The organism is Pseudomonas sp. 1121_17 (assembly GCF_052850745.1).
Genome location: NZ_VXCX01000001.1, coordinates 536,924 through 557,814 on the forward strand (window position 1 = coordinate 536,924; position 20,891 = coordinate 557,814).

Here is a 20,891-nt window from a genome sequence, read left to right on the forward strand (position 1 = left end):
GACTCAATTGTTACCACGCCGAGTCAGCCGCAAAGAGCCAGGCGGCGGTTCATTAAGGACGGCCCAGAAGATCCCCAGATCGGAGATGGCCGTGACGAATTCCTTGAACTCGACCGGCTTCACCACGTAGGCATTGACCCCGAGCTCATAGGCGCGCAGCAGATCGGGTTCTTCCCGCGAGGAGGTCAGCATTACCGTCGGGATGCTGCGCAGCTCAGGGGTTTCGCGCACCGCCTTGAGCACCTCCAGGCCATCCACCTTGGGCAGTTTCAGGTCGAGCAGAAGCACGGCCGGGTTGCCATCGTCGCGCTCGGCGTAACCGTTGCGGCGCAACAGGTAGTCGAGGGCGTCGGCGCCATCGCGCAGTACGATGACTTCGTTGGCCAGCTGGCTGCGCTCCAGCGCGACAAGCGTCAACTCCAGATCCCTGGGGTTGTCTTCGACCAACAAGATCGGTTTTAGCATGATGTATACGTTACCTCAGGTGTTCGATGAATGGCGAGGGAGGGCGAAATGGAACGACGCTCCCTGATTGATCTCGCCGTCAGCCCAGACACGGCCGTCGTGACGTTCGATGATCCGGCGCACGCTGGCCAGGCCGATGCCGGTGCCTTCGAAGTCTTCCATGCGGTGCAAGCGCTGGAACACGCCGAACAGCTTATTGGCATAGGCCATATCGAAGCCGACGCCGTTGTCGCGAATATAGATTTCAGTTTCGTGCGGGTGTTGCTTGGCGCGGATCTCTATACGCGCAGGTTCGCGGCCACGGGTGTACTTGATCGCGTTGGCGATCAGGTTGTGCAGTGCCAGATTGATGAACGCCGGGTCGGCGATCACCTTGGGCAGTTTTTCCACATCCCAGATGATTGTACGGCCGGCAAAATCCGGTGCCAGCTCGTTGCGAATGGTTTCGACCAGGGCGTTCAGGTCGACATCCGACATGCGCAGGGCGGAGCGGCCCATCTGGGAAAAATTGAGCAGGTTGTCGACAAGCGTGCCAGCAAAGTGCGCGGCTTCTTCGATGTGCTTGAGGAAGCGCTGGCCGCGTTCGCTGAAGTTCTCGCTTTCGACTTCGGTGAGCAGTTCGGTGTAGCCGGCGATGTGCCGCAGCGGTGCGCGCAGATCATGCGACACGCTGTAGGAAAACGCTTCGAGTTCCTTGTTCGACTGGCGCAGCTCACCGGCCAGTTGCGCCAGCTCTTCGGCTTTGCGCAGCACAATCCCCAGTACGGCTATGCGAAGTTCGGCCACGCCTTCGATGATCAGCGGGTCCCAAGGTTCGCAGTAACCGCCAACGTCTTCCTGCCAGCGCTCAAAGCTGTGCCGCGGGTTGAGGCGGCCCGCGGCGCTGATGGCTTTTTCCGGGCGCCCGGCCCAGTTGACCGTGCGTACCTGCTCGGGGCGGAACCACACCAGATAGTGCGAGTGAATCTGCGAAATCGCCACCGCCAGCACACCGCCGACGTGCTTGGCCAGCTCTGGTAAGTCCTGGATGTCGCGGCGCACGTTGTCGCTGCTGAACACCGACTCGGCGTCTTGCTGCGACAGCCAGTGGACCAGCGCATTGACCTGCGCAGCGGGCGGCGTCACGCCGATCAGGTCGCAGCGCTCGGCACTGATGATCGCCGCGCCGGTGGCACTGGCAAAATCGAGCAGGACCTGGGGCAAGGCATTCAAACCAGCACTGACGCTGTCGTGGTCGGCCATCGAAGCCAGCATGCGCACGATGCGCTGGCGCATGTCGAGCATGGTCTGGGTGCCGGTGTGCGCTTCCCGGGATTCGATCTGCAGCGACAGCACGCTGGCCAGCAACTCGCAGGCCGTGCGAGTGGGCAGGTCGACGGCGTGCGGCTGGTCGTGATGGCAGGAGATCAGCCCCCACAACTTGCCGTCTACCACGATCGACAAAGAGGTCGATGCCAGGGTGCCCATGTTGCGCATGTACTGTAGGTGCACCGGCGATACCGCGCGCAGCGCCGCATAGCTCATGTCCAGCGGCTTGCCGGTGCGCGGGTTGCTGTGGGGATACAGCGGCGAGGCAATGTAGTTGGCATCTTCGATGACCCGAATCCGATTGACTCGGTACAACTCGCGGGCCTGGCGTGGAATATCGGAGGCTGGGAAGCACAGGCCCAGATAGCTCGGGTAGCCGGGGTCGGCGACCTCGGCAAGTACCTCGCCGTTGCCTTCGGCATCGAAGCGGTAGGCCTTGACCCTGCCAAAGCCGGTAATGCGTTTGATCTGCAGGACCGACTGCTGCAACAGTTCGACGATGCAGCTGACCTTGAGCACGCTGCCGACGAAGGCGCGTACCAGCGGGTAGTAATCGCCATGCCCGGACGGGCCGCTGGCCGTGCGGATCGGTTCGAATTCAGTGATCAGGACCTGGTCGTGACGATGCACCAGTACGCGCATGTGGCTGCAGTCTGGGCTGGGCTGGCGTAGTTCAACGTCGCCGATATGAAACGGGAATACCTCATCGACCGGCAGATACTGCATCTGTGCACGCAGGTCGAAACTGTCGCTGATCAGCTCGGCGAAGGTGCGCCCAAGCAGCTCCGGCGCCGCAGCCCCAAGCCAGCGCTCAGCGTTCTCGCTGGCTTGCAGCACGCACAGGTCCTGCTCGTCGAGTACCAGCATGAAACCCTGCGGCTGGATGCTGCCGGGGACCTGAATAGGCTCCTGGGCGCAGCGCTCGACAGCCTGGTCGAATGCAGTGGGGGCAGTTGTCAAAGAGGTACTCCTGGTAATTCTGTCCTCGCCCGGCGGAAAGCGCATGGCACAGGATGTTGCTGCTGCAAAAGTATCAGATTGTCGGCTGCTTTGCCGGCATATGGCCATTTGAGGTCTGATTAGTTCAGGGGTTCGCCGGTTAGAGTACAAAAATAGCGTGCAGTGCCGTGAAAGGTGCGGAACGGGTGGCCTTTAACGCGGCAAATAGCCACCTAAGCCATTGTTGTTAATGCCAATGAAGGGTAGGGCAAACCCGGCGGGATCAGACTGCGCTGCTACCCTCAAGGTCATAGCCTGGAAACAGGGCCTTGAACAGGGATAGTGCGGTGGAAGTACGCGGAGTGGCCATGTGGTCGGGGCTGTTGTTGAGCGTGAACAGCCTGGCGGCGGACTTTCTGGTCGAGGTGCGGGTGCAGGTCGAGCGTGGTTGCATGCTGGTCAACCAACCCCGCGATGCGGCGGCGCAAGCATTGGGCCAGATCGACCTTGGCAGCGCAGCACGCCTTGACGGCGCCGCTGCGCCGTTGACCGGCGTGCTGCTCAGCCCGCGGCCACCACGGCTCGAATGCAACCCGGACACGCCTTATCAAATCCGCGTCGACGGCGGCCAGCATGGCGGCTTAGGCGAGCTGCGCTTCCTGGCCAGCGCGGATGCGCGAGCCAGGCCCATTCCCTATCGGCTTTACAGCGACGCAGGCTGGCGCCAGCCGCTGAGTGTTGGCGGCGCACAATCGGCGCGGGTGCCAGACAGTGGCTCGGTCGAGTTGCCGCTGTATGCGCGCATCGACAGCCTGGCCTGGGTGCCACGGCCTGGCCTGTACGCCGACTTGTTGAAAGTCACGGTCACCTGGTAGGGGCATCGCCATGAGCAAGGAGGCAACGTCATGAGTCGCACAGGCATTCTGCTCCTGAGCCTGGGCCCACTGCTGCTGCCAGGCGCCGTGCATGGCAGCACCACCGGGGTTATCGAAGCGCGCCTGGTGATCCGTGCCGCGTGCCAGATCAGCAGCGACCAGCCACCGGCGACGTTGGGTACGCCAGGGGTCATGGACTTTGGTTCGCGCGGGCCGAGCTGGCAGGAGCCGTTGCAGGGCAAGGTCGACGAAATCGCAGGCGATGGTGGCCTGCAGATCAGTTGCACGCCGTCGGTGCGCGCCTTCAGCGTGCGCATCAATGCTGGCCAGAACGGTGGCGATGGTGTGCGCCGGCTGAGCAACGGTCGCGAGATGATCCCTTACCAACTGGCGGTCGATCCCACCGGCAACAGCCGTTACCCGGTAGGCCAGGCGCGCACCTTCACCGTCAACAGCAGCCAGCAGATCCCGATTCCGATCTACGGCGTGGTCATCGCGCAGCCGCGCGCGCTGCCCGCCGGTCTTTACCGCGACACCCTCAGCGTGACCCTGGACTGGTAACACCCAAGGAGAATCCGATGCGCACACACCTCACCTGCTCAGTACTCGCCGGGCTCGCCCTGGCGCTGGCGTCCCAGGCTCAGGCAGCCACCGTGACCGGGACCATCAACTCGACCCTGACCCTGATCGCCGCCTGCCAGGTCAACGGCAGTGCCGGTACCTCCGGGGTCAACTTCGGTAACCTCAACTTCGGTACTCAGGACGCCTTGTTCGGTACCGCCAATGCCCAGGTCATGGGCCCGGGTGGCGGCGCCATGAGCATCCTCTGCTCGAATGGCACCGGGGCGTCAATTCGCGTGCGCGCCGGCGCTCATGATGGCTTGTCGACGGGAGGGACGCGGGCGTTGGCCGACGGCAATGGCAACTTTGTGCCGTATGACTTCTATACCGATGCCGGACACACCGTGCCGCTGGCCATCGACGGCAGCATTGCCGTGCCGACCAGTACCGGCGCCGCCCAGACCGTCAACCTGTATGGTCAGGCCAAGGGCAAGGCTGGCCTGCCGGCGGGCACCTACACCGACACGGTTGCCGTCGAGCTGACGTTCTGAGCCATGAATCGCTGGGTGCGCGTAACCACGGCGGGGCTGGGCCTGGTGCTGGCGTTGCCGTTGGATGCAGCGACCACCAGTACCTTTCAGGTCAGCGCGCAGGTCGTGGCCGGGTGCCTGGTTGTGGGCGGGGTGAGCGCTTACGGCAGCCTCGACTTCGGCACGCAATCAGCCCTGTCCAAGGCCAGCGTCAGCGCAGCGCTGGGTGGCAGCACGGTGAGCTTCCAGTGCACGCCGGGGGTGGCATTGAGCATGGCCTTGGACGGTGGCCAGAACAACAGCGGCGGGACCCGCAACCTGAAGCGCAGCGGTGGCACGCAACTGCTCGCCTACCAACTGTATCGCGACGCCGGCTTCAGTCAGAGCCTTGCAATCGGCCAGGTGACGTCGGTCAGCTACAGCGACCCGACGGCGATCAAGCTGCCGGTTTACGGTCGCACGCAGCTGCCGGGGACATTGCCGGCAGGTACCTATACCGATGTCGTGCAGGTCACGGTGACCTGGTAAACGCAGGGATCAACACAACAAACCAAGGAGAATGGCATGGGGGCAGGCGCGAAGTGGGCGCAAGCAATAGTAGTTGGGTTGCTGCTGGCCAGTCAGCCAGCCGCGGCGGCAACCTCAGTGCTGATCTGGCCAATTGACCCGGTGCTGGAGGCAGATCAGAAGGCGGGAGCGCTGTGGCTGGAAAACCGCGGCACTACGCCGGCCAACCTGCAGGTGCGCGTATTTGCCTGGCGCCAGGGCGGCTTTGAGGAGCAGTTCCAGGCCCAGCGCGAGATTATCGGCAGCCCGCCGGTGGCGAATATCGCGCCGGGGCAAAAGCAGCTGATCCGGCTGACCCGTACCGGCAGCTCGCCGGCCGGTCAGGAGCAGGCCTACCGCATCATCATCGACGAAATCCCCTCACCCTTGCCGGTCGATGCCAGTACTCAGGCACCGACGGCGGCGATCCGCCTGCAGATGCGCTATTCGGTGCCGTTGTTCGTGTATGGCGAAGGCCTGTGGGGCAAACCCGACCCGGATGGCAAGCGCAGTGCCGATGGAGTCGGCAAGCCGCAGCTGAGCTGGCGCGCGGTCAATGTGCAGGGCAAGCCCTTCGTCGAGCTGCGCAACAGCGGCCCGGTCCACGCGCGCCTGACCGATGTAGTGCTGCAGCAGGCCGGCCAGGACAAGCCGGTGGTTGAAGGCCTGCTTGGCTATGTGCTGCCCGGCGCCAGCATGCGTTGGCCAGTGCCCGCAGTCCCCACCGCAGCGAGTGTGCTCAAGGGCCGGGTCAACGGTCAGGACGTGGCCCAGGCCATCAGCCCGGGCAAGTGAACTTCGATGAATCGACGTCAGGGGCCACGGAGGACCCGACAATGGCTGGAAGCCGTGTGTGAAATGGCTGTCGTGTATGGCCCATCAGGTGTGCCTGGGCTTGCTGCTGGGGCCACAGCTGGCGCTGGCCAACGGCCTGCCGCCGCCACCGAGCGAGAGCAGCGCGGTCACCGATGCCACGCTGTACCTCGACCTGCTGGTGAACCAAATGCCCAGGGCTGAGCTGGTGCCCGTGCAGCAACGCGCCGGGCGCTTGTTTATCGCCAGTGAGGTGCTCACTGCAGCGGGCATCAGCCTGCCGGGGGTTACTCAGGGTGAGGTGGCGCTGGATGCTTATGCCGGCCTGCATGCCGACTACGACAGCGCCAACCAGCGCCTGCTGTTGCAGGTACCCGCTGCCTGGTTGCCGCTGCAGCGGGTTGGCGAGCGCGGCCTGTACCCGGCCAGCGACGCCCGCAGCAGCTTCGGCGCGCTGCTCAACTACGACGTCTACCTGAATGACACCGATGAGAGCGGCACCTACCTGGCCGCCTGGAACGAGCTGCGTCTGTTCGACAGCTGGGGCACGTTCAGCACCACCGGCCAGTGGCGCCAGGCCTTCAATAGCGCACCGCAGGCCGATACCCGTCAGGGATTTCTGCGTTACGACACGACCTGGCGCTATACCGACGAGCAACGCCTGCTGACCATCGAGGCCGGTGACCTGGTCACCGGCGCCTTGCCTTGGACCAGTTCGGTGCGGCTCGGCGGCCTGCAGCTGTCGCGTGACTTTGCCGCGCGCCCGGACCTGGTCACCTATCCGCTGCCGGCCTTTGCCGGCGAGGCGGCGGTGCCGACGTCGCTGGACCTGTTCATCAACGGCTACAAGGCGAGCACCACCGACCTGCAACCCGGGCCATACACCCTGACCAACGTACCGTTCATCAACGGTGCCGGCGAAGCGGTGGTGGTGACCACCGACGCCCTCGGCCGCCAGGTGTCGACCACGCTGCCGTTCTACGTCACCAGCAGCCTGCTGGGCAAGGGCCTGAGCGACTTTTCCCTGGCGGCCGGCAGCCTGCGCCGCGACTACGGCGTACGTGATTTTGGCTACGGCACAGGCGTTGCCAGCGTCAGCCTGCGCCACGGTGTCAGCGACAGCTTTACCCTCGAGGGCCATCTGGAGAGCGCCGAGACCATTGCCCTCGGTGGCCTGGGCGGCAATCTACGGCTGGGCAATTTTGGCGTGCTCAATGCGGCGTTGGCGCAAAGCCGTTTCGACGGCGAGCAGGGTCAGCAGGTTGCACTGGGGTATCAATACAACAGCCAGCGCCTCGGTTTCAGTTACCAGCGCCTGCAGCGCCATGGCGACTACGCCGACCTGTCGCGGGTCGACACGCCGTACACGCAGCTGTCCAAGCGTAGTGAACAGGTCACCCTGAGTCTGAACCTTGAGCGCTATGGCAGCCTCGGTGCCGGCTATTTCGATGTGCAGGCCGGAGACGGCTCGCGTACCCGTCTGCTCAACCTGAGCTGGAGCCGCTCGTTGTGGGGCAATAGCAGCTTGTACCTGTCGGCCAACCGCGAGATCGGCGAAAGCCAGTGGGCCATGCAGGCGCAGCTGGTCATCCCGTTCGACCTGCATGGCAACCTGGCCCTGAGCATGGAGCGCAGCCAGGATGGCAGCCGCCAGCAGCGGGTCAACTACAGCCGCGCCGTGCCGGTGGGTGGCGGTATCGGTTTCAATCTCGGTTATGCCGATGGCGACCGCGAAGCCTATCGCCAGGCTGACGCGACCTGGCGCCTGCAGTCGGTGCAGTTGCAGGCTGGCACCTATGGCAGTAGTGACGCCATGACCCGCTGGGCCGACGCCAGCGGTTCGCTGGTATGGATGGACGCCGGCCTGTTTGCCGCCAACCGGATTGACGATGCCTTTGTAGTGGTCAGCACCGACGGTTACGCCGATGTCCCGGTGCGCTATGAGAATCAGCTGGTCGGCCGCACTGACCGCAACGGCCACTTGTTGGTGCCGTACAGCAGCGGTTACTACCGCGGCAAGTATGAGATCGATCCAATGGAGCTGTCGGCCGATGTGCTGGCACCGCAGGTCGAGCAGCGGGTCGCCGTGCGCCGGGGTAGCGGCTACTTGCTGGAGTTCCCGCTTAAGCGGGTGCTGGCGGCGAGCATCGTGCTGGTCGACGCGCAGCAGAACAACCTCAAGCTGGGCAGCCAGGTGACCCATCAGCAGAGCGGCAGCCTGGCGGTGGTCGGCTGGGACGGCCTGGTGTACCTGGAGAACCTCTCGGCGCACAACACCCTGCAGGTCGAGCTGGCCGAGGGCGGCCAGTGCCAAGTGGCCTTTGATCTGCCGGAAGGGCAGGGGCCGGTGCCGTTGATTGGCCCGCTGGTGTGTCAATGAACCGCTTTGCAGGGGCAGTGGCGCTGCTCGCGACGGTGATGGCGGCGCCGGCCTGGGGTCTGTGCAATATGGTCAATACCCTGCCGGCGAGCTTCGGCACGGTCAACTCGACCCTGGTGCGCGGCACAGTGCAAAGCGCCTCGACCAGCAATGCCGGTTTGCAGTGCACCGGTTCTTTGCTCAGTCTGCTGAGTTCGGGCGATCACTTCTACGCAACCATCACCTCCAGCACCAGCGGGCTGGTTGGGCCAACCGGTGACGTGATCCCTTACACTTTGTATGCCAATAACAGCACGAGCTTTCCGATCACCCGTGGCGTGGCGTTCGACTTCGCCCGCAACGGCATCCTCGACCTGCTTGGCCTGCTCAATGGCACCACACCCAAGACCGTGCCGCTGTATGTGAAGACCAACCTGGGTGCCAACGTTGCTGCGGGCCTGTACCAGGAAACCCTGACCATCGCCTGGGCCTGGGACTACTGCTCTGGCATCAGTGCCGGCACGATTTGCCTGGGCCGCGACAAGGGCAATGGCAGCCGCACCCTCAACGTGAGCCTGACGGTAAGCAATGACTGCCAGATCACCACCCCGAATATTGTCTTCAACAGTGCGCCGGTGGTAAGTGCGTTTACCACGGTCAACCAAAGCATCAACATCTCCTGTACCAAGGGCAGCAACTACACCGTTGGCCTGGATGATGGGGTAAACCCCGCTGGCGGCCGTCGACGGATGAAATCACCGGCCAATAACTATCTGGCCTATGACATTTTCAAGAGCGCCGGCAGCGAGCGCTGGGGCTCGCTGAATACAGCTAGGCGTGCCAGTACCGATGCCAACGTCAACCCGGGCGCAGGCACTGGCACCGGTAGCCAGATTTTCAACTACAACGCGCGGGTCTACAGCGATCAACCGACGCCGCCGGCTGCAAGCTACAGCGACAGCGTGATTCTGGATGTGCAGTTCTAGCTAGCGTAGATCACGCGCGATTTTCGCCAACGTCTCCAGCACCGCACCGGCCAAATCCTTCGAGCGCTGCCCAGACCAGCCTGTCTGCACATTGGGCGCGTCGTCGTGGTCCTTGAAGGGCATCTCCAGGGTCAGCGACAGGCAGTCGTACTGATGCCCAACGGCATTGCAGGCCAGGGTCATGTTGGCCTGACCAGGCTGGTCGCGGGTATAGCCGTGGGTGGTCTGAAAGTCTGCGGTGATGCTGCACAAAGTGCTGCGGAACTGCTCCTCGAGCTTCGCCAGGCGCGGGGTGTAGCCTGGGTTGCCTTCGCAGGCGGCGGTGAACACGTGGGGGATCTCTTCGTCACCGTGCACGTCGATAAATGCATCGACGCCGTATTGCTTCATCTGTGCCTGGGCAAACAGCACCTCGGGGCTGGTGTCGACACTGGCTGACTGCCAGGCACGGTTCAGATCCTGGCCCTTGAAGTTGGTACGCAAATGGCCGAGGAAGGCGCCGTCCGGGTTCATGTTCGGGATCAGATACAGGTCGGCTTGAGCGAGCAATGCCTGAATCTGCGCATCGTTGGCTTTGAGGCGTTCGATCACGCCCTCCATGAACCACTCGGCCATGTGCTCGCCCGGGTGCTGCTGGGCGATCAGCCAGAGCTTGCGCTTGCCGGGCGCACCTTCACCAGCGCGCAAAAGTGGGATATCACGGCCCTGCACGCTGCGTCCATGGGCCAGCAACTCGACTCCCGGCAGCTGCTGGGCGCGGTCGATCAATTGGTTGTGGCGGGTACGCGAGTAGGGCTCGAAGTAGGCGAACCAGACCTGCGTCTGAGTGGCCTGTAACTCAAAGTGCAGGGCCTCGCCGTCGAATCGGCTGGGGACGCGGAACCACACCTGCTGATCGTACGAGGCCACTGCCTGATAACCGCTCCAGGCATTGGGGTAGGAAGACTGGCTGGCGTTGTCGAGGCTGAAACGGTGAGTGTGGCCAGGCGTCAGGCCATCTACCTTGAAGTGAAACCACTGGAAGTGGCCACTGTGGCTGTCCGGGCGAATGGCCAGATGCACCTGCTCTGGATTGCTGGCGTCGAGCACCTGAATATTGCCGGAATCGAAAGCGCAGTCGATGGTTACAGCGGGCGACGTCACGGTCATTGCCAGGCTCCTGTGGCTTTTTGTGACGGTTACTCTACACCGCTCGCAGCGCCGGCTGGGACTGCAAATGTGTTGCCGGTTGCCAGGGGGTGTTTCATCGAGTGTCGGCATTGCTCGGCAACGCAGCCAGGCCGCGCCTGGCTCAAGGGCTGGGTTTACTCACACCCAGTACGCCATCGCCAGCAGGGCGGCCAGGCCCAGGCCGGCCGCGATCGAGCAACCGCCCAGTGACAGCGCTGCCTGACCCTGCCGGTACCAACCGTCCTGCCCCAGTTGACGTGCCGGGGCGAGCAGGCGGCGCCAGTGCAGTTCGGTCTGGTGGAAGGCCTGCAAGTGCTCGTCGGCGGCGTCCAGCCAACGGCGGAAGTCGATCCGCTCGCTGGCACTGACCTGTGGGTTTTGCAGGCGCATATACCAATGGCCGGCGGCGCTGGCAAAGCTGTCAGACCGAGCCTGAGTGCCCTGCAACGCTTGATGCATGTGGCGTTCGACGGCGTGTACGCTGAGATCGAGGCGCTCGGCGATGGCGGCGAACGGCAATTGTTCGAGGCGGCTGAGCAGAAACACTTGTTGCACCCGCCGCGGTAGACGGCGCAGACGGTGCAGCAAGGCGTCTTCATCGGTATGGCTGTGCAGGCGCTGTTCAAGGGGCAGCAGGCGGGTCATGGGTGGCTCCTTGCTCAGGTGTAGGGGTGGGGGCATCTTCCCTGATGCGCGAACAGCTTAATCTTAACGAGATTGATTCTCAAGTGCTGTTTGCGTAAAAGGCTGTTACATCCATTCACCTGTAGAAACACTTTTGCTATGATCGCGGCCATCAAGCGGTACCCATCTTCATTAGCCTGAAGACCAAAAAAAAGACCCGGCAAAAAGCCGGGTCAAAAACCGTGATTAGCCTGATGAGGAGATAATCTGAGAGTCCGACCTAAGGTCTCCAGGTTATCCAGCGGGTCTCGCGACCTGCTGAGTGCAATAATAATCGTTATCATTTGCCAGTCAAACGATATTTGTTGAAATCGGTAAAAAAATTACCTGCACCCCTCATCCTGTCCCGGCAATCGGGGCCATTGCCGTTACCTGGCGTTCACGTTCTGCTCTTATCTGTCGTCCGTCATCACTGCCTTTTTGTGCTCGAGCAGTGACCTTGCCATGTTCACCATATGCATCAGCGCCAGTGTCACCTCGCGGGTCATGCCGTCCTGGTGGGTGGCGGTTTCATGGGCCGTTGCCGCCGCGCAGCGCAGCAGGGCCAGCGCATGGTCATGGGCTTCACCAATGGAAACCCCGGGCTGCAAGGTCCACACCTTGTTGTCCAGGTTGGGCCGCGGCGGGGTGGGGTTGAGGTAGTAGTCAAGCGCGCGGCGCGCAGCTTCACTGTCCAGATCTGTTTCGTCTTTTTTCATGGGGTTTCATCCTGATACCGGGAACGGCGCTGTGGGAAGGACTCTGCCTGATTCTAATACCTAATGTATTTTTATGCTTTCAAGGAAATACTACCTTATGTGTATTGAGCGCCTAGAGGCAGTCCGTATCGTGCCAGCGATGAATATGGATAAATGGATTGCCCTCATCCGTGACCGGATGGAGGAGCTCGACATCTCGCAGGAACTGCTCGCCGAACGCGTTGGCGTTTCCCAGGGCAGCATTGGCCACTGGCTGTGCAAACGCCGTCAACCACGGGTCGATTCGATGAACAAGGTGTTCGTCGAACTGGGCATGCCGCACTACCACGTCAGCCTGCAGTTGCAGGTGGCCGGGCAGATCGGTGAAGAGCGCGTGCGCTATGCCGTCGACGATAGCGTCGAAGATGAAGACTGGACCAAATACATAGTGTGCTTTCGTTACCCGCTGCGTGCGTGGGAGACACTGGGCAGCGAGGCGGCTAGCGACCCAGGCGTGTTCGAGCAGACCGATTACCTGGCCAAGGGCAACGCCTGGTGGCTACCGGTTGAAAACGATGCGATGAGCGCAGTCAGTGGCAAGAGCGTTGCCGAGGGCATGCTGGTGCTGGTTGACAGTGGCGTTGCCGTGGAGCCAGGGCGTTTGGTAGTGGCCCGCCAGCCCGGCAAGTCGGCGATCTTCCGCCAGCTGACAGAGGAGGGTGGCCAACGCTACCTGAAAGCACTAAATGGCAGTTACCCAACGCTGGTGTGCGAAGAGGGCTGTGAGTTCCTTGGCGTCGTCGTGCGCGTGCACGGGATCTTCTGAGCGGCGTACTCCGTGGCGCCGCAAAGCGGGACACGGAGAACGCACAGACGTTACTCCAGTTCGACCAGTACCGCGCCCTCAGCGACCATGTCACCTTCTTCGCACAGTAGCGCTTTGACCGTACCCGCCTGGGCGGCGCGGATGCTGTGTTCCATCTTCATGGCCTCCAGCACCACCAGCGCAGTGCCGGCCTCGACCGCCTGCCCAGGCGCGACCAGCACCCGCACGATGCTGCCGTTCATGGGCGCACTGAGCCCGCCGTGCTGGCTGTTGCTGGCCTCGGCCTCGGCAATCGGGTCGTAGGCGCTGACGGCATGCATGTCACCGTCCCAGCGCAGGTACAGGGTGGCGCCACGACGAATCGCCAGATGGCGCCGGCGCACGCCGTCCACATCCTGGCACAACTGTTCCCCCTCAAGGCGCAGGGTCGACGGCGCGCTGGCCTGCAGCGTCACCGCTTGAGCCTGCCCGCCGCTGTGCAGGTGGACGCTGCTCTGGCTGGGCAGGCCCAGGCGCAAGCCAGTGGGGGCGGCCCACGGTGAGTCGGCATCATCTTCGCGAACCCGCGTGGCTTCGCCCTGCAGCCAGGCCTGTGCTGCGGCTTCCCAGAACTGAACGGGCAGCTCACCAGCTGCCGGCAGCAATGCCTCCTGATGCCGGGGAATGAAGCCAGTATCCAGCTCGGCGGCAGCGAACGCCGGGTGCGCGAGGATCCGCCGCAGGAAGGCGATATTGGTCTTGACTCCACCAATAGCGAATTCGTCGAGCATCGCCAACAAACGTAGACGCGCCTGCTCGCGGTCTTCACCCCAGGCAATCAGCTTGCCCAGCATCGGGTCATAGAACGGTGATACCTGATCCCCTTCACTGACGCCGCTGTCGACCCGGCGGCCTTCGCCCGGCGCCGACTCGCGGTACAGCGCCAGGCGCCCGGTGGCCGGCAGAAACTCGTTGACCGGGTCCTCGGCATACAGCCGTACTTCAATAGCATGGCCGCGCAGCGGCACCTGCGCCTGCGTGATCGGCAGCGGTTCGCCGCGGGCCACGCGGATTTGCCAGGCGACCAGATCAAGGCCGGTAATCGCCTCGGTGACCGGGTGCTCGACCTGCAGCCGGGTATTCATTTCCATGAAGAAGAACTCGCCGCGGGCATCGAGCAGAAACTCGACCGTGCCGGCGCCGACATAGCCAATTGCCTGTGCAGCGCGCACGGCCGCTTCGCCCATGGCTTTGCGTAGCGCCGGCGCCAACCCGGGCGCTGGCGCCTCTTCGACGACCTTTTGATGACGGCGCTGGATCGAGCAGTCGCGCTCGTTCAGGTACAGGCAGTTGCCGTGCTGGTCGGCAAACACCTGGATCTCTACGTGGCGCGGCTTGAGCAGGTACTTCTCCACCAGCATCTGCGCATTGCCGAACGAGGCCTGCGCTTCACGCTGAGCCGAGGCCAGCGCGTCGCGCAGCTGGCTGACCTCTTCCACGACCTTCATGCCCTTGCCGCCGCCGCCGGCACTGGCCTTGAGCAACACCGGGTAGCCGATTCGCTCGGCGGCTTCGCGGAACGCCTGCAGATCTTGCGCAGCGCCGTGGTAGCCGGGCACCAACGGCACGCCCGCGGCCTCCATCAGCGCCTTGGCCGCCGACTTGCTGCCCATGGCGTCGACGGCGCTGGCCGGTGGGCCGAGGAAGATCAGCCCGGCCTGCTCAATGGCTCGGGCAAAGCCGGCGTTCTCCGACAAAAAGCCGTAGCCTGGGTGGATCGCCTGGGCGCCGCTGGCTTTGGCTGCTGCCAGCAGCTTAGTGATATCGAGATAGCTCTCGGCAGCCTTGCTGCCCCCCAGATCAACGCGGATATCGGCCTCACGAGTGTGCAGCGCATCGCGGTCGATGGCGCTGTGCACGGCGACAGTGGTCAGGCCCATGGCTTTAGCGGTGCGCATCACCCGACATGCGATTTCGCCGCGGTTGGCAACCAGCAAGGTAGTCAGGGTGGGGTGGCTCATGGGCGTGCGTCCTTGTCGGTGGGTTGCCAGGCGGGGCGGCGCTTGTCGAGGAAGGCGCGCAGGCCCTCCTGGCCCTCGGCGCTGACGCGGATGCGGGCAATGCTGTTTTCACAATAACGGCGTACTGCCGGAGTCAGCTCGCCGTGGCCGACCTCACGCAGCAGGTCCTTGCTGGCGCGCAGTGCCTGCGGGCTGTTGAGCAGCAGATTGTCGACCCAGGCCTCGACCTGCTGATCGAGTTGTTCCGCCGGGTAGGCTTCAGCGAGCAAGCCCAGCTGCTGCGCACGCACGCCACTGAAGCGTTCGGCTGTCAGCGCATAACGGCGAGTGGCACGCTCGCCGATGGCCTTGACCACGAATGGGCTGATCACCGCCGGTGCCAGGCCGATGCGCACTTCCGACAGGCAGAACTGCGCATCCTCACTGCCGATAGCCATGTCGCAGCAGCTGATCAGACCCAGGGCGCCACCAAAAGCGGCACCTTGCACCACGGCCAAGGTAGGCAGCTTGAGGTTGTACAGGTTGTACATCAGGTCGCCCAACTGGTGGGCGTCGTCCAGATTGGTATTGAAGTCGAGCTGCGCTGATTGCTGCATCCAGGCCAGGTCGGCACCGGCGCTGAAGTGCCGGCCACGGCCGCGCAGCAGCACGAAGCGCAGGCTTGGGTCGGCGCCCAGGCGGTCAACGGCGACGATCAATTCGCGGATCATCTGCGCGTTGAAGGCATTGTTCTTGTCGGCCCGGTTCAGCCACAGGGTGGCAAAGCCGCGGGGGTCCTTGATCAGTTCAAGGGTGCTGTAGTCGCTCATGGGGTCACATCCGGAAGATGCCGAAACGGCTCTGTTCGATCGGCGCATTGAGCGCGGCAGACAACGCCAGGCCCAGTACATCGCGGGTTTGCGCTGGGTCGATGACGCCGTCGTCCCACAGCCGCGCGCTGGAATAGTAGGGGTGGCTCTGGCGCTCGTACTGTTCAAGAATCGGCTGCTTGAGCGCGGCTTCGTCGGCATTGCTGAACAGCGCGCCGGCGCGTTCGCTTTGCTCGCGCTTGACCTGGACCAACACCCCGGCCGCCTGTTCGGCGCCCATCACGCCGATCCGTGCGTTGGGCCACATCCACAGCATGCGTGGGTCGTAGGCGCGGCCGCACATACCATAGTTGCCAGCACCAAAGCTGCCGCCGATGATCACGGTGAACTTCGGCACCTGGGCGCAGGCCACCGCCGTCACCAGCTTGGCGCCGTGCTTGGCGATGCCGCCTTCTTCGTACTTCTTGCCGACCATAAAGCCGGTGATGTTCTGCAGAAACAGCAGTGGGATGCCGCGCTGACAGGCCAGTTCGATGAAGTGCGCGCCTTTTTGCGCGGCCTCGGCAAACAAGATGCCGTTGTTGCCCAGGATCGCCACCGGGTAGCCGTGCAGGTGGGCGAAGCCGCACACCAGGGTGGTGCCGAACAGCGCCTTGAATTCATCGAAGACCGAGCCGTCGGCCAGCCGCGCGATCACCTCGCGCACGTCGAACGGCTGCTTGGGGTCGGCCGGCACCACGCCATACAGCTCGTCTGCTCTGTACAACGGCGCAACCGGTGCGCGGCACTGCAGGCGGCCGAGCTTGTGCCAGTTGAGGTTGGCCACGCTGCGCCGGGCCAGGGCCAGCGCGTGTTCGTCGTTGTCGGCGTAGTGGTCGGCAACGCCACTGATGCGGCAGTGCACGTCGGCGCCGCCCAGCTCCTCTGCGGTCACTACTTCGCCGGTTGCGGCTTTGACCAGCGGCGGCCCGGCGAGGAAGATCGTCGCCTGCTGGCGGACCATGATCGCCTCGTCGGCCATCGCCGGCACGTAGGCGCCGCCGGCGGTGCACGAGCCCATCACTACGGCGATCTGGGGGATGCCCAAGGCGCTCATGTTGGCTTGGTTGAAGAAGATCCGACCGAAGTGTTCGCGGTCCGGGAACACCTCATCCTGGCGCGGTAGGTTGGCGCCGCCGGAGTCGACCAGGTAGATGCACGGCAGGCGGTTCTGCAGGGCGATGGTCTGCGCGCGCAGGTGTTTTTTCACCGTCAGCGGGTAATAAGAGCCGCCTTTGACCGTGGCATCGTTGGCCACGATCATGCACTCGACGCCCTCGACCCGACCGATGCCGGCGATCACGCCAGCGGCGGGCACGTCTTCGCCGTACACCTCGTAAGCGGCCAATTGGCCGATTTCAAGAAACGCCGAGCCAGCGTCGAGCAAGCGGTCGATACGCTCCCGCGGCAACAACTTACCCCGCGCTGTGTGCCGCTCCTGGGCCTTGGCGCCGCCGCCCTGGCAGATCTGGGCGAGCAGGCTGCGCAGCGCCTGAACCTGTTCGAGCATGGCCGCGCTGTTGTCGGCAAACTCGGCAGAGCGCGGGTTGATCTGGGTGTGCAGAATAGCCATGGGCGCAGGTCCTTGTGCTCAGCGGGTTTCGTTGAACAGTTCGCGGCCGATCAGCATCCGGCGGATCTCGCTGGTGCCGGCGCCGATTTCGTAGAGCTTGGCATCGCGCAGCAGGCGGCCCGCCGGGAACTCGTTGATATAGCCATTGCCGCCCAGAATCTGGATCGCCTCCAGCGCCATCTGCGTGGCGCGCTCGGCACTGTAGAGGATCACCCCGGCGGCGTCCTTGCGCGTGGTCTCGCCGCGGTCGCAGGCCTGCGCCACAGCATATAGATACGCCCGGCTGGCATTGAGTTGGGTGTACATGTCGGCGATCTTGCCCTGGATCAGCTGAAACTCGCCGATGCTCTGGCCGAACTGCTTGCGGTCATGGATGTACGGCACTACCAGGTCCATGCAGGCCTGCATGATCCCGGTCGGGCCGCCGGAGAGCACTACGCGCTCGTAGTCGAGGCCGCTCATCAATACGCGCACGCCGCCATTGAGCTGGCCGAGGATGTTCTGCGCAGGCACTTCGACGTTGTCGAAGAACAGCTCGCAGGTGTTGGAGCCGCGCATGCCCAGCTTGTCGAACTTGCTGCTACGCGAGAAGCCCTTCCAGTCACGCTCGACGATGAATGCAGTGATGCCATGGGCGCCCTTGTCCAGGTCGGTCTTGGCGTAGATCACGTAAGTGTTGGCATCCGGGCCGTTGGTGATCCAGGTCTTGCTGCCGTTGAGTACGTAGTGATCGCCGCGCTGTTCGGCGCGCAGCTTCATCGACACCACGTCGGAACCGGCATTCGGTTCGCTCATCGCCAAGGCACCGACATGCTCGCCGCTGAGCAGCTTGGGCAGGTACTTGAGCTTTTGCGCGTGGCTGCCGTTGCGGTTGATCTGGTTGACGCAGAGGTTGGAGTGGGCTCCGTAGGAGAGGGCCACCGAAGCCGAGCCACGGCTGATTTCTTCCATGGCTACGACGTGGGCCAGATAGCCCAGGCCGGCGCCGCCGTATTCTTCCGGCACGGTGATGCCGAGTAGGCCCATGTCGCCGAACTTGCGCCACATGTCGGCGGGGAACAGGTTGTCCTGGTCGATCTGCGCTGCGCGCGGCGCCAGCTCGGCGGCGACAAAGGCGCGGACCTGGTCGCGAAGCATGTCGATGGTCTCGCCGAGGGCGAAGTTCAGGCTGGGGTAATGCATGCTTGGGTACCTTATTGTTCTTGAAATATCACCACGCCCCTACACGGGAGCGATGTTGCGGCTGATTGACGTTAACGTAAACCTGTGGTCGAAGACTGTCAATCGCATCATCACCTTTACGTAAACGTAAGCTTTAAGAGGCAGGTTTGGTCGGGATCTGACTCAATTAGAAAGGGCCGCAAAGCGGCCCCTCGGACTATAAACGCACTTGTTGACTATGCTCAGACCTTGACCGGCGGTTCCTCACTCGGCGGGTCGCCCACCGTAGGCGGCATGGTCGGCTTGATCGGCAACTCATCCGGATCATCCTGCGGCACCGGCGGCGGCAAGCTCGGGTCGTCGATGTTCGGATCGGGGGTCTCCGCCGGGATTGGAATGTTCATGGCCTGACCTCGCTGGGTAAATGAGGGATGCAAAGGCTTTGAACCACGCCTGCGCCATTTGCTCATTTTTTTTTGAACCCCCCACGCCTTCGACGGCTCTGAACCCTTACCGCCTCAAGCCCACAGGGAGCAAGGTCCGATGTCTCGCAACGAGCCCTTCGAAAGCGTGCCCATGGCCAATGACCACCCGGATCAGGCGATCAGCCTGGCCCAGGCGTTGCTGGCGCCGCGTCTGGTCATTGAAGACACCGCACCGGTACTCGACGGTGGCACCTTTGCCGCCAAAGCCATCAGCGGCCAGCCGGTGACGGTCAGCAGCAAAGTCTACAGCGACGGCCATGATCGGCTGATGGTGCTGCTGCACTGGCGTGAAGCGCGCAGCCGCGAGTGGCACAGTGTGCCGATGGAGGACGCGGGCAATGATCTGTGGCTTGGGGAATTCACCCCGACCGGATTGGGCCTGCACCTGTTCAGCATCGAAGCCTGGATCGATCCGTACGCCACCTTCTGCTATGACCTGGAAAAGAAATTCAACGCTGCGGTCGAGATCAAGCTGGAGTTGGAGGAGGGCCGCCTGCTGTTGGGCAAGGGCGCCGAGCGCACGGACGGCGCCTTGCGCGAGCAGATTCTGACGCTGCAATCGCGTCTGGTCGGGCTCGATGAGCAAGCCCAGGTTGCACTGCTGCTGGGCGAAGATGCCGCGCGCCTGATGGCCGAGGCCGAGCACCGCAGCTACCTGACCCGCAGTATCGAATTCCCTCTGGACGTCGATCGCCCGGCGGCGCAGTTCGCCAGTTGGTATGAGCTGTTCCCGCGCTCGATCACCGACGACCCGGCGCGCCACGGCACTTTCAACGACGTCCATGCGCGCCTGCCGATGATCCGTGACATGGGCTTTGATGTGCTGTACTTCCCGCCGATTCACCCGATTGGCCGCAGCCACCGCAAAGGCCCCAACAACTCACTGCAGGCCGGCCCTGATGACCCGGGCAGCCCGTATGCGATCGGTAGTGCCGACGGCGGTCATGATGCCATTCATCCGCAACTGGGCAGCCGCGAAGACTTCCGCCGGCTGGTGGCTGCAGCCGCCGAGCACGGCCTGGAAATCGCCCTCGACTTCGCCATTCAGTGCTCGCAAGACCACCCCTGGCTGGTCGAGCACCCCGGTTGGTTCAGCTGGCGCCCGGACGGCACCATCCGCTATGCGGAAAACCCGCCGAAGAAGTACCAGGACATCGTCAACGTTGACTTTTATGCCGCCGACGCCGTGCCCTCGCTGTGGCTGGCGCTGCGCGATGTGGTCATCGGCTGGGTCGAGGAGGGGGTCAAGACCTTCCGCGTCGACAACCCGCACACCAAACCGCTGCCGTTCTGGCAATGGCTGATCGCCAATGTGCGTAGCCAGTACCCTGACGTATTGTTCCTTGCCGAGGCCTTCACCAAACCAGCGATGATGGCCCGCCTGGGCAAGGTCGGCTATGCGCAAAGCTACACCTACTTCACCTGGCGCAACAGCAAGCAGGAGCTGCAGGAGTACTTCGAAACGTTGAACCAGCCGCCATGGAGCCACTGCTACCGGCCGAATTTCTTCGTCAACACGCCGGACATCAATCCGTTCTTCCTGCAGCGTTCCGGCCGTGCCGGCTTTTTGATTCGCGCTGCGCTGGCGACCATGGGCTCAGGGCTGTGGGGCATGTACTCAGGCTTTGAACTGTGCGAAGCGGCGGCGATTCCGGGCAAGGAAGAATACCTCGATTCGGAGAAGTACGAGATCCGCCCACGCGACTTCACCGCGCCCGGCAACATCATTGCCGAGATCGCCCAGCTCAACCGCATCCGCCGGCAAAACCCGGCCTTGCAGACGCACCTGGGCGTGGCGTTCTTCAACTGCTGGAACGACAACATCCTGTATTTCGCCAAGCGCACCGCCGACCGCGAAAATTACATTCTGATCGCGATCAACCTGGACCCGGACAACGTCCAGGAGGCGAACTTTGAACTGCCACTGTGGGAACTGGGCCTGGATGACAACGCTGACACCTACGGCGAGGACCTGATGAACGGCCACCGCTGGACCTGGCACGGCAAGACCCAGTGGATGCGCATCGACCCGAGCTATCAGCCGTTTGGTATCTGGCGTATCAGCGCCGCGCAGTAGCCTTGATC

Annotated in this window: 19 protein-coding genes; 9 read left to right on the forward strand and 10 right to left on the reverse strand. The window is 63.4% G+C overall.

Features of this window, described 5'->3' with window-relative positions:
• Window positions 1-3: 3 nt before the first annotated feature.
• Both FW789_RS02505 and FW789_RS02510 read right to left on the reverse strand, forming a co-directional pair.
• Window positions 4-465 (reverse strand): response regulator, encoded by a 462-nt coding sequence (locus tag FW789_RS02505; RefSeq protein ID WP_103437935.1) that lies wholly within the window; start codon window positions 463-465, stop codon window positions 4-6.
• Window positions 466-480: 15 nt separating this feature from the next.
• The gene (locus FW789_RS02510) at window positions 481-2,733 is read right to left on the reverse strand and encodes an ATP-binding protein (RefSeq protein ID WP_446430835.1); all 2,253 of its coding nucleotides are present in this window, start codon (window positions 2,731-2,733) and stop codon (window positions 481-483) included.
• A 347-nt stretch (window positions 2,734-3,080) separates the two neighbouring features.
• On the opposite strand from FW789_RS02510, the gene FW789_RS02515 reads away from it, so the two are divergent.
• The 7 genes from FW789_RS02515 to FW789_RS02545 all read left to right on the forward strand — a co-directional run bounded on the left by FW789_RS02515 (window position 3,081) and on the right by FW789_RS02545 (window position 9,382).
• Entirely contained in the window at window positions 3,081-3,587 is a 507-nt protein-coding gene (locus FW789_RS02515) for a Csu type fimbrial protein (protein ID WP_446431049.1), read from the forward strand.
• 30 nt (window positions 3,588-3,617) lie between these two features.
• A complete protein-coding gene (locus FW789_RS02520) occupies window positions 3,618-4,148 on the forward strand; it encodes a Csu type fimbrial protein (RefSeq protein WP_103437932.1) in 531 nt (176 codons plus the stop codon).
• 17 nt (window positions 4,149-4,165) lie between these two features.
• Window positions 4,166-4,699 (forward strand): Csu type fimbrial protein, encoded by a 534-nt coding sequence (locus FW789_RS02525; RefSeq protein WP_103437931.1) that lies wholly within the window; start codon window positions 4,166-4,168, stop codon window positions 4,697-4,699.
• Between the two features lie 3 nt (window positions 4,700-4,702).
• Window positions 4,703-5,206, forward strand: a complete 504-nt coding sequence (locus FW789_RS02530) for a spore coat protein U domain-containing protein (RefSeq protein WP_207073033.1) — start codon at window positions 4,703-4,705, stop codon at window positions 5,204-5,206.
• Window positions 5,207-5,242: 36 nt separating this feature from the next.
• Window positions 5,243-6,019 carry a fimbrial biogenesis chaperone gene (locus FW789_RS02535; RefSeq protein ID WP_411562842.1) on the forward strand — a complete coding sequence of 259 codons (777 nt, stop codon included), beginning with the start codon at window positions 5,243-5,245 and terminating at the stop codon, window positions 6,017-6,019.
• A gap of 76 nt (window positions 6,020-6,095) precedes the next feature.
• On the forward strand, window positions 6,096-8,417 hold the full coding sequence (locus FW789_RS02540) for a fimbria/pilus outer membrane usher protein (protein ID WP_446431050.1): 2,322 nt from the start codon (window positions 6,096-6,098) through the stop codon (window positions 8,415-8,417).
• Window positions 8,414-9,382 (forward strand): Csu type fimbrial protein, encoded by a 969-nt coding sequence (locus FW789_RS02545; RefSeq protein WP_186699358.1) that lies wholly within the window; start codon window positions 8,414-8,416, stop codon window positions 9,380-9,382. Before FW789_RS02540 ends, FW789_RS02545 begins: the two co-directional genes overlap by 4 nt.
• Here the strand turns inward: FW789_RS02545 and FW789_RS02550 are convergent, their stop codons facing one another.
• From FW789_RS02550 to FW789_RS02560, 3 genes are all read right to left on the reverse strand, one after another.
• A complete protein-coding gene (locus tag FW789_RS02550; protein ID WP_207073034.1) occupies window positions 9,383-10,531 on the reverse strand; it encodes a M14 family metallopeptidase in 1,149 nt (382 codons plus the stop codon).
• Window positions 10,532-10,690: 159 nt separating this feature from the next.
• Window positions 10,691-11,197, reverse strand: coding sequence for a sigma factor-like helix-turn-helix DNA-binding protein (locus tag FW789_RS02555; protein WP_207073035.1), 507 nt, complete (start codon window positions 11,195-11,197; stop codon window positions 10,691-10,693).
• A gap of 431 nt (window positions 11,198-11,628) precedes the next feature.
• Entirely contained in the window at window positions 11,629-11,934 is a 306-nt protein-coding gene (locus tag FW789_RS02560; protein ID WP_101320948.1) for a DUF6124 family protein, read from the reverse strand.
• Between the two features lie 97 nt (window positions 11,935-12,031).
• Between FW789_RS02560 and FW789_RS02565 the strand changes: the two genes are divergently transcribed.
• Window positions 12,032-12,739, forward strand: coding sequence for a LexA family transcriptional regulator (locus tag FW789_RS02565; RefSeq protein WP_103437924.1), 708 nt, complete (start codon window positions 12,032-12,034; stop codon window positions 12,737-12,739).
• A 50-nt stretch (window positions 12,740-12,789) separates the two neighbouring features.
• Here the strand turns inward: FW789_RS02565 and FW789_RS02570 are convergent, their stop codons facing one another.
• The 5 genes from FW789_RS02570 to FW789_RS02590 form a co-directional block, all read right to left on the reverse strand.
• Complete coding sequence (locus FW789_RS02570) at window positions 12,790-14,739, reverse strand: acetyl/propionyl/methylcrotonyl-CoA carboxylase subunit alpha (RefSeq protein WP_446430836.1); 1,950 nt, start codon at window positions 14,737-14,739, stop codon at window positions 12,790-12,792.
• Window positions 14,736-15,548, reverse strand: a complete 813-nt coding sequence (locus tag FW789_RS02575; RefSeq protein WP_207073037.1) for a gamma-carboxygeranoyl-CoA hydratase — start codon at window positions 15,546-15,548, stop codon at window positions 14,736-14,738. The genes FW789_RS02570 and FW789_RS02575 overlap by 4 nt, the downstream gene beginning before the upstream one ends.
• 4 nt (window positions 15,549-15,552) lie before the next feature.
• Window positions 15,553-17,160, reverse strand: coding sequence for a carboxyl transferase domain-containing protein (locus tag FW789_RS02580; RefSeq protein WP_446430837.1), 1,608 nt, complete (start codon window positions 17,158-17,160; stop codon window positions 15,553-15,555).
• An 18-nt stretch (window positions 17,161-17,178) separates the two neighbouring features.
• Window positions 17,179-18,342, reverse strand: a complete 1,164-nt coding sequence (locus FW789_RS02585; protein WP_186699346.1) for an isovaleryl-CoA dehydrogenase — start codon at window positions 18,340-18,342, stop codon at window positions 17,179-17,181.
• Between the two features lie 221 nt (window positions 18,343-18,563).
• Window positions 18,564-18,725, reverse strand: a complete 162-nt coding sequence (locus FW789_RS02590) for a hypothetical protein (RefSeq protein WP_181003808.1) — start codon at window positions 18,723-18,725, stop codon at window positions 18,564-18,566.
• A gap of 139 nt (window positions 18,726-18,864) precedes the next feature.
• On the opposite strand from FW789_RS02590, the gene FW789_RS02595 reads away from it, so the two are divergent.
• Window positions 18,865-20,883: an alpha-1,4-glucan--maltose-1-phosphate maltosyltransferase gene (locus tag FW789_RS02595; RefSeq protein ID WP_186699343.1), complete on the forward strand. Its 2,019-nt coding sequence runs from the start codon at window positions 18,865-18,867 to the stop codon at window positions 20,881-20,883.
• The last annotated feature ends 8 nt before the right edge of the window (window positions 20,884-20,891 follow it).

Coding starts and splice junctions, on each gene's coding strand:
- FW789_RS02505 (WP_103437935.1), bottom strand. CDS start 465: ATGCTAAAACCGATCTTGTTGGTCGAAGACAACCCCAGGGATCTGGAG.
- FW789_RS02515 (WP_446431049.1), top strand. CDS start 3,081: ATGTGGTCGGGGCTGTTGTTGAGCGTGAACAGCCTGGCGGCGGACTTT.
- FW789_RS02520 (WP_103437932.1), top strand. CDS start 3,618: ATGAGTCGCACAGGCATTCTGCTCCTGAGCCTGGGCCCACTGCTGCTG.
- FW789_RS02525 (WP_103437931.1), top strand. CDS start 4,166: ATGCGCACACACCTCACCTGCTCAGTACTCGCCGGGCTCGCCCTGGCG.
- FW789_RS02530 (WP_207073033.1), top strand. CDS start 4,703: ATGAATCGCTGGGTGCGCGTAACCACGGCGGGGCTGGGCCTGGTGCTG.
- FW789_RS02535 (WP_411562842.1), top strand. CDS start 5,243: ATGGGGGCAGGCGCGAAGTGGGCGCAAGCAATAGTAGTTGGGTTGCTG.
- FW789_RS02540 (WP_446431050.1), top strand. CDS start 6,096: ATGGCCCATCAGGTGTGCCTGGGCTTGCTGCTGGGGCCACAGCTGGCG.
- FW789_RS02545 (WP_186699358.1), top strand. CDS start 8,414: ATGAACCGCTTTGCAGGGGCAGTGGCGCTGCTCGCGACGGTGATGGCG.
- FW789_RS02550 (WP_207073034.1), bottom strand. CDS start 10,531: ATGACCGTGACGTCGCCCGCTGTAACCATCGACTGCGCTTTCGATTCC.
- FW789_RS02555 (WP_207073035.1), bottom strand. CDS start 11,197: ATGACCCGCCTGCTGCCCCTTGAACAGCGCCTGCACAGCCATACCGAT.
- FW789_RS02560 (WP_101320948.1), bottom strand. CDS start 11,934: ATGAAAAAAGACGAAACAGATCTGGACAGTGAAGCTGCGCGCCGCGCG.
- FW789_RS02565 (WP_103437924.1), top strand. CDS start 12,032: ATGTGTATTGAGCGCCTAGAGGCAGTCCGTATCGTGCCAGCGATGAAT.
- FW789_RS02570 (WP_446430836.1), bottom strand. CDS start 14,739: ATGAGCCACCCCACCCTGACTACCTTGCTGGTTGCCAACCGCGGCGAA.
- FW789_RS02575 (WP_207073037.1), bottom strand. CDS start 15,548: ATGAGCGACTACAGCACCCTTGAACTGATCAAGGACCCCCGCGGCTTT.
- FW789_RS02580 (WP_446430837.1), bottom strand. CDS start 17,160: ATGGCTATTCTGCACACCCAGATCAACCCGCGCTCTGCCGAGTTTGCC.
- FW789_RS02585 (WP_186699346.1), bottom strand. CDS start 18,342: ATGCATTACCCCAGCCTGAACTTCGCCCTCGGCGAGACCATCGACATG.
- FW789_RS02590 (WP_181003808.1), bottom strand. CDS start 18,725: ATGAACATTCCAATCCCGGCGGAGACCCCCGATCCGAACATCGACGAC.
- FW789_RS02595 (WP_186699343.1), top strand. CDS start 18,865: ATGTCTCGCAACGAGCCCTTCGAAAGCGTGCCCATGGCCAATGACCAC.